Here is a 7846-nt window from a genome sequence, read left to right on the forward strand (position 1 = left end):
CCTCGATCAAGGAGATGGAAGACCAGGTCGTCAACAAGATCGAACGCAAGCTGCAGGAAACGCCGCATCTCGATTTCGTGCGCTCCTTCACCCGCGCCGGCAGCGCCATCATCACCGTGCAGATCAAGGGCGACACCAACACCGCCGAGGTGACCGACGCGTTCTACCAGGTGCGCAAGAAGGTGGGCGATATCCAGGGCGACCTGCCGCAGGGCCTGCTCGGCCCGTATTTCAACGACGAGTTCGGCGACACCTTCATCACCTTGCATTCGATCAGCGGCGACGGCTTCAGCTATCCCGAACTGAAGAAGTTCGCCATCCAGGCGCGCGACATGCTTTTGACGACGCCCGGCGTCGAGAAGGCCGTCATCATCGGCGACCAGCCGGAAAAGCTCTATGTCGACGTCTCGTCCAAGGCCCTGGCCGAACGCGGCCTGACGCTGACCGATCTGCAGAATGCGATCAAGGGACAGAACAATGTCGACCCGGCCGGCTCCGTCGATACCGGCACCAACTCGGTACGCATCTCCGTCGAGGGCGATGTCGGCAAGGTCGAGGATATCCGGAACCTGCGCCTGCGCGCCGGCGGCCAGGTCACAAGGCTGGGCGACATCGCCACGGTGACCTCGGGGCTGGAAGATCCGTTCCAGCGCAAATACCGCTTCAACGGTCACGACAGCGTGCAGTTGGGCGTCGTCATGGCCAAGGGCTTCAAGGTTACCGACGTCGGCAAGGATGTCGAGGCCACCTACAAGCGCTTCGAAGAGGCGCTGCCCTACGGCGTTGCGGTCGACCAGATCTCCGACCAGCCGGGCGTCGTCACCGATGCGGTGGCCGAGTTCATGCATGCGCTCGGCGAAGCGTTGCTGATCGTGCTCGTCGTCTCGTTCCTGTCGATAGGCTGGCGTTCTGGCCTGGTCATCGCCATCGCCATCCCGCTGGTGCTGGCTGCGACCTTCGCCATCATGTACGAACTCGGCATCGACCTGCAGCGCATCTCGCTCGGCGCGCTGATCATCGCGCTCGGTCTTCTGGTCGACGACGCGATGATCGTCGTCGAGATGATGGAGCGCAAGCTGGAGGAGGGGATGGTCAAGGTCGAGGCGGCGAGTTTTGCCTATTCCTCGACCGCCTTCCCGATGCTGACCGGCACGCTGATCACCACAGCCGGCTTCATTCCGGTCGGCTTCGCGGCCTCGACCGCCGGCGAATATGTCCGCACCCTGTTCTATGTCGTCGGCATCGCGCTGATCGTCTCCTGGTTCGTCGCGGTCTATTTCACGCCATGGCTCGGCAACATGATCCTCAAGCAGCGCAAGCATGCCGGCAGCCATCACGATGTCTTCGACACGCGTTTCTACCGCCGGCTTCGTGCTACCGTCAGCTGGGCCGTGCGCCATCGCATCATCGTCCTGGTGATGACGCTGGTCACCTTCGGCACCAGCCTGTGGGCTTTCCAGTTCATTCCGCAGAACTTCTTCCCGCAATCGTCGCGGCCGGAAATCCTCGTCGACCTTTGGCTGCCGGAAGGCACCAGCATCAAGGAAGTCGAGGCGCAGGCCAAGGCGCTCGAAACCAAGATGATGGACGACAAGGACAAGCGTTTCATCGCCACCTATATCGGCGAAGGCGCGCCGCGCTTCTTCCTGCCGCTGGACCAGCAGCTGAGCAACCCCAACTTTGCCCAGCTGCTCGTCATGGCCAATGACGAACCGGCCCGCGAACGGCTGATCGTCAAGTTGCGCACCGTTCTGGCTGAAGACTTCCCATCCATCCGTGCCAAGGTCGATCGTCTGTTCCTCGGCCCGCCGACCGGCTGGCCGGTGCAGATGCGCGTCATGGGGCCGGATCGCCAGGAGGTGCGCCGCATCGCCGACCAGGTGAAGGCGAAGTTCCGTGAGGATCCGCTGCTTGGCGCCGTGCATGATGACTGGCTGGAGCCGGTTCCGGCGATGAAGCTGGTCATCGATCAGGATCGTGCCCGCGCACTCGGCGTCACCTCGCAGCGCATCCGCCAGATGCTGCAGGCGGCGATGTCCGGCGCGCCGCTCGACGACTTCCGCGACGGCGAGGAGACGGTGTCCATCGTCGCCCGCGAGCCGGATGCCAGCCGCAGCCTGCTGTCCTCGGTCGACTCGGTCTATATCCCGACCGACTTCGGTGGCTTCGTGCCGCTGTCGCAGGTTGCCAAGGTGGTGCCGGTGCTGGAGCAAGGCATCGAGTGGCGCCGCGACCGTCTGCCGACCATCAGTGTGCGGGCAACGCTGCCCGACGGCGTGCAGTCCAATGACGTCGTCACCAAACTGTACAAGGATATGCAGGGCCTGCGTGACGGATTGGCGCCAGGTTACAAGGTCGAGATCCAGGGCGGTGCGGAGGATTCGGCGGAAAGCCAGGCTTCGATCGCCGCCAAGGCGCCGATCATGCTGGCCGTCATCGTCGTGCTTTTGATGATCCAGCTGCAGAACTTCGGCAAGGCGATGCTGGTGCTGGCGACCGGTCCGCTTGGCATTATCGGTGCTGCCGCGGCACTCTTGATCAGCGGCGCGCCGTTCGGCTTTGTCGCCATTCTCGGCGTCATCGCGCTGCTCGGCATCATCATGCGCAACTCGATCATCCTGGTCGACCAGATCGACCAGGACATCGCCGCGGGCATGGACCGCTACGAGGCGATCATCGGTTCGGCCGTTCGCCGTTTCCGGCCGATCACGCTGACGGCGCTGACGGCGGTGCTGGCGCTGATCCCGATCTCGCGCGGCGTCTTCTGGGGTCCGCTCGCCTACGCCATGATGGGCGGCATCCTCGTTGCCACGGTGCTGACCATCCTGGTCCTGCCTGCCGGCTACGCCCTGTTCTTCGGCCGGGAGCCGAAGAAGCGCGGGGCGGAGGGGCGGACCGACGATCTGGAACTGAGCCAGGAAGCCGAAAAGCCGCAACTGGCGCTGGCCGCCGAATAGACCGATCACGCCAGTCGAAAAGGATCGGGCGCGCCGAAGCGCGCCCGATCCTTTTCACTTTTACGAGGTCAGATGACGAAGAACCAGTTGGCGAGCAGCATCACCACCACGCCGGCGACCAGGGTCAGGTAGGGCAGTATGCCCGCCTTTTTGACCGAGAGGTCGGCCCCCGTCATGCCGAGATCGGCCAGCATGTGGTCGGGGAACTTGCCCTTGTCCTGGATGTAATGGCGGAAGCAGAACACCGGGATGATCAGGGCTGCCGTGATCAGGCCGGCCCACAGCGCCATCGGGTTCCAAACTTTGGCTCCCGCGCCCATGAAGATCATGTTGACATAGGCGAAGATCGCGCCGACGCCGAGCAACCAGCTCGGTGCTTTCCAAGGCCGGGCGATATGGCCGTTGTCGATGCGGTGGATCCAGCCGGCATTGAGGTTGAGGAAGTTGAAGATGATATAGCCGCAGTTCGACACGGCGAGGATGAAGAAGAAGCTCGTCGCGTCGGCAGAGGCGATGGCCAGCACGATCAGGTTGAAGACGAGATCGGTCCACATTGCCCGCGTCGGCGCGCCATGTTCGTTGACATGGCTGAGATAGCGCGGCAGCCAGCCATCGACCGAGCCCTGGTAGAGCGTGCGTGAAGAGCCGGCCATGGCCGTCATGATGCACAGAACCAGAGCCAGGATCATCAGCATCACCAAGAGGCTGTGGATCAGCGCCCCGCCGCCGACCATGCCGGCCAGCGCGTCGGCGACACCGGAGCCGTCGACGATCGGTGTCGCCAGCATGCCGTTGAGGCCAAGCACGCCCTGGAAGGTGAACGGCACCAGGATGAACAGCAGCATGCACAAAAGGCCGGAATAGAAGATGGCCTTGAACGTGTCGGTGCCCGGGTTCTTGAACTCCGAGGTGTAGCAGACGGCGGTCTCGAAGCCGTAGGTCGACCAGGCGGCGATGAACATGCCGCCAAGCACCAGCGTCCAGCCGGCAATGTTCCAGGCGCCGGGCTCGGGCGCGTAGGCTGCCGCCAGCGGCACCAGCGGCGAAAAATTCGCCCAGTTGATCTGGCCGGTGACGATCGGCACGACGCCGACGATCAGCATCGGGATGATGACCAGCAGGCCGATATATTTCTGCACGTTGGCAGTGCCGAGGATGCCGCGATGCTGGATGGCGAAGATGATCAGCATCAGCACCGCGCCGATGAAGAAGGTCGCGTTGAGGGTGAACGAGACCGGCCCCAGCGTGTGGCTGTAGAGCGTCCAGTTGCGGATCACCGGCGTTGCCGCGGTGGTCACCGCCGTGATGGCGTCGGCAGCACTCGTCCCGGCATGCGCGGCGATATAGGCGACGACTTCGGGCGAGGCATCGGTGAACAGCGGCACCGGCGCCAACGCGTTGAGGATATAAGCTGCGGCGATCGAGCAGCCGAGCGACAGCACCGGCGACCAGGCGAACCAGTTGCACCAGACCGACAGCGGCGCGATGAACTTGGAATAGCGCAGCCAAGCGGTGGCGCCGTAGATCGACGCGCCGCCCGACTTGTTCGGAAACAGGCCGGCGATTTCGGCATAGGTGAAGGATTGCAGGAAGCCCATGATCATGGAGAAGATCCAGATCGCGAAGGCCAGCGTGCCGGTCGTGCCGGCAATGCCGCCGATCGAGAACAGGACGAGGGCAGGCACGCCGCTCGCCACCCAGAAGGCGCCGCGCCAGTCGATATTTCGGTGCAACTTGCCTTCGGCAAGCGGCTCCAGGACAGTCGTTATCGTGCTCATATGTCTCTGTTCCCCATTTTGATGTTCCCCGTTCGTGACCGCCGCGGCTTCGCTAGGCTCACCATCGACGCATGCATTGATCGACTGCTGGTGTTTCCACTCAGTCGTATTTTTTTCTTAGGAGTGAAGATTGATCCGGCGCGCTTTCACGTCAAGCGAATTGTCGCGCCGTGCACATCACGCTTGCGAAACATGTCAGCTTCACACTGGCGGGCAGGATTGTTCGGAAAAGGACCAGGGGTCTGGAAACGAAAAACCCGCCGGAGGCGGGTCCCGGCGCAAATCAGCACCATGGACGAATATGTAGCATAGCTGCCCTCAGCAGGTCAAGAAAAAATTCCTATCAGGCTGCCAGCACGGCCTCACTGTCTTCGGAGGAAGGCCGTCAGGAGCGTGGTTTGATCTTTTGCGGATCGTAGTGGGCGAAGGCGACGACGCGCGCCAGCAGCCGTTTGGCATGGCCGTCGAGCTTGCCGATCTCGACCTCGGTACCGACAGCCGAATGGGTGACGTCGAGCCTGGCCAGCGCGACGGTCTTGTTCAACACCGGCGAGCGCATGCCCGACGTGACCACGCCGATCTGGGCGCGGCCGACATGCACGCAATCGCCATGGCCGACGTCGACATTGGCGTCGATGTCGAGGCCGACCAGCTTCGTCTGCGGGTGCTCCTTGCGGCGGATCAGCGCCTCGCGGCCGATGAAATCGTCGGTCTTGCTCTTCAGCGGCACGGTGAAGCCGATGCCGGCCTCGAACGGATCGGTCTGGTCGGAGAATTCGTAGCCGGCGAAGATCAGCCCGGCCTCGATGCGCACCATGTCCAGCGCCTGCAGCCCCATCGGCTTCAGCCCATGCGGCTGGCCGGCTTCCCAGATGGCGTCGAACACCTTTTCGGCGTCGCGCGGATGGCACCAGATCTCGTAGCCGAGTTCGCCGGTATAGCCGGTGCGCGAGACGACGACCGGAATGCCGTTGCCGCCACCAATGCGGGCGACGGCGAAGCGGAACCATTCGAGCTCGTCGATCGACGGCTGCAATGGCGAAGTCCAGATCACTTCTCGCAGGATGTCGCGGCTCTTCGGACCCTGGACGGCGACGTTGTGCATCTGGTCGGTCGACGAGCGCACCAGCACGTTGAGGCCGAGCTTCGTCGCCGTCTCGCGCAGCCATTCGCCGGACAGATCGTCACCGCCGACCCAGCGGAAATTGTCCTTGCCGAGCCGCAGCAGGGTGCCGTCGTCGATCATGCCGCCATGCTCGTAGCACATGGCCGAATAGACCACCTGGCCGACGCCAAGCTTCTTGACGTCGCGGGTCAGCGTGTATTGCAGCAGCGCCTCGGAATCCGGGCCGGTAACCTCGAACTTGCGCAGCGGCGACAGGTCCATGATCACCGCGTCCTGCCGGCAGGCCCAGTATTCCGCGATCGGCCCGTCCTTGGCGAAGGAATTGGCGAGCCAATAGCCCCTGTACTCGCCGAAGTTGCGGGTGTGCTTGGCAAAGCTCGAATGAAAAGCTGTCTCGCGGGTCATTTTCGGTTCCGAATCGGGCGTCATGCGTCTGGCGATCGCTCGCGAGAATTTGTGCTGGCCGGAATAGGTCCGCACATGGATGTCGGTCGGGTTCCAGCCATTGGCCGGCGTCGTGTCGTCGGGGCAGGCGGAGGACACGCAGACGATGTCGGTGAGCGCCCTGAGCAGCACATAGTCACCCGCCCGCGACCACGGCTCGTCGGACACCATGACGCCATGCGCGTCGATCGCCGTGTTGAAGAAGAAGTTGATCGCCATCCAGCCCGCGCGGGGATTGACGCCCTTGCCGGCCAGAGCGCCGTTGAAATTCTCCGAGCAGTTGGTGTGGCCGGGATAGCCGATGTCGTCGTAATATTTGGCCGCGCAGGCGAGCGCGAAGGCGTCGTGCCGGCCGCATGTGTCCTGGATAACCTCGACCAGCGGCTCCATGTCCTGGTCGTAGTATTTGGAATGCAGGCCGGGCATCGGGTAGCTTGCACCCATCAGCGTGCGCGTCGTCGTCACGTCGAGCGGATGATCCAGTCCCCTGTCCAGCTTGCGCGCCGAAAAGCACTGGAAATCGGTGCACTGGCGCCCGTCGACATCGATGATCTGGAGATAGTCGCCGGCCTTGACGAAATAGGCCTCCGCCGTCGCCGAATGGACACGCAAATCGAGCACCGGGTCGGCCAGCGGATCGGCCAGTAGCGATTTCGCCGCCGGGCGGATCGTGGCGCGGCGAACGATGGCAGTCAGCGGCGTCGCCGTGTCGTGGCCATCGACCAGCATCGGTCCACCGGGCGCGGCGATGATCAGCGAGCCGTCACGCGTGACCGTGAATGTTTGTTCTGTACCGGCAGGCGTAGTGGCGCCGAACACCCGCACGGCCTTGGCATGGTCAAGCTGCACCTGCCGGCGCGCGAGCCCGCCTCGCAGCGAGGCGAGACTGTCGTCACCCTCTATGAGCAGCGCCTTGATGCCGGCAGCGTTGCTGTTCGATGCTTCACCAAAAATGCCGGGATCGGTCGCGCCGCTCCTGTCCCAAGCCAGCAACTCGCAGGCCTGGCCGCCCTCGACATTGCGCACGGTGATCGTGTCGCCGGCCTCGATATCGATGAGCACCGCGCCATTGCCATGGATCGTATAACGCTCCATGCCCGGCGGCAGCGCGATCTGGCCGGGCCTCAGGATGAGGCTCGGCCGCGGCGGTCCGGCAGCAATTGCGGGGTAGGGCGACTGGCTCATTTCAGCCTTGCGGTTCGAGAAACAAGTTTGCCTGTGTGTGAAATTATTTTAGCGGTAAGAATAGGCAGCCTGGTTGGGTTTGGCAAGGCGGAGCTTGACCGTCGGTGCAATCGCTCGGGCTTGAACTCGCCACTCCGCCTCGCCTTCGGAGCGTCGGCGCTGCCCCTCATCTGCCTGCCGGCATCTTCTCCCCGTGAACGGGGCGAAGGACGCTGTCCTCATCGGTTTCGCCAATCGCCAACGGTGCAAAAAAGTGCCGGCTTTGCGGTCCAGCTTCTTTCTCCCCGTTTACTGGGAGAAATGCCCGGCAGGGCAATGGGCGACTATCTGTGGTGTCAAGTTGCATTGGCGAACTC

3 protein-coding genes are annotated in these 7846 nt (G+C 63.4%); 1 reads left to right on the top strand and 2 read right to left on the bottom strand.

What is annotated here, in order from left to right; genetic code table 11:
- Positions 1–2957 (top strand): efflux RND transporter permease subunit (locus EN964_RS17350; RefSeq protein WP_164775857.1); only part of this gene is annotated, 2957 nt, incomplete at its 5' end.
- Between the two features lie 68 nt (positions 2958–3025).
- On the opposite strand, the gene EN964_RS17355 is transcribed toward EN964_RS17350, so the two are convergent.
- On the bottom strand, positions 3026–4735 hold the full coding sequence (locus tag EN964_RS17355) for an APC family permease (protein ID WP_127270074.1): 1710 nt from the start codon (positions 4733–4735) through the stop codon (positions 3026–3028).
- 385 nt (positions 4736–5120) lie between these two features.
- Entirely contained in the window at positions 5121–7490 is a 2370-nt protein-coding gene (locus EN964_RS17360; RefSeq protein ID WP_127270072.1) for a DUF1989 domain-containing protein, read from the bottom strand.
- Positions 7491–7846 lie beyond the last annotated feature (356 nt).

The organism is Mesorhizobium sp. M7A.F.Ca.CA.001.10.2.1, from assembly GCF_003998575.1.
Lineage (GTDB): Bacteria > Pseudomonadota > Alphaproteobacteria > Rhizobiales > Rhizobiaceae > Mesorhizobium.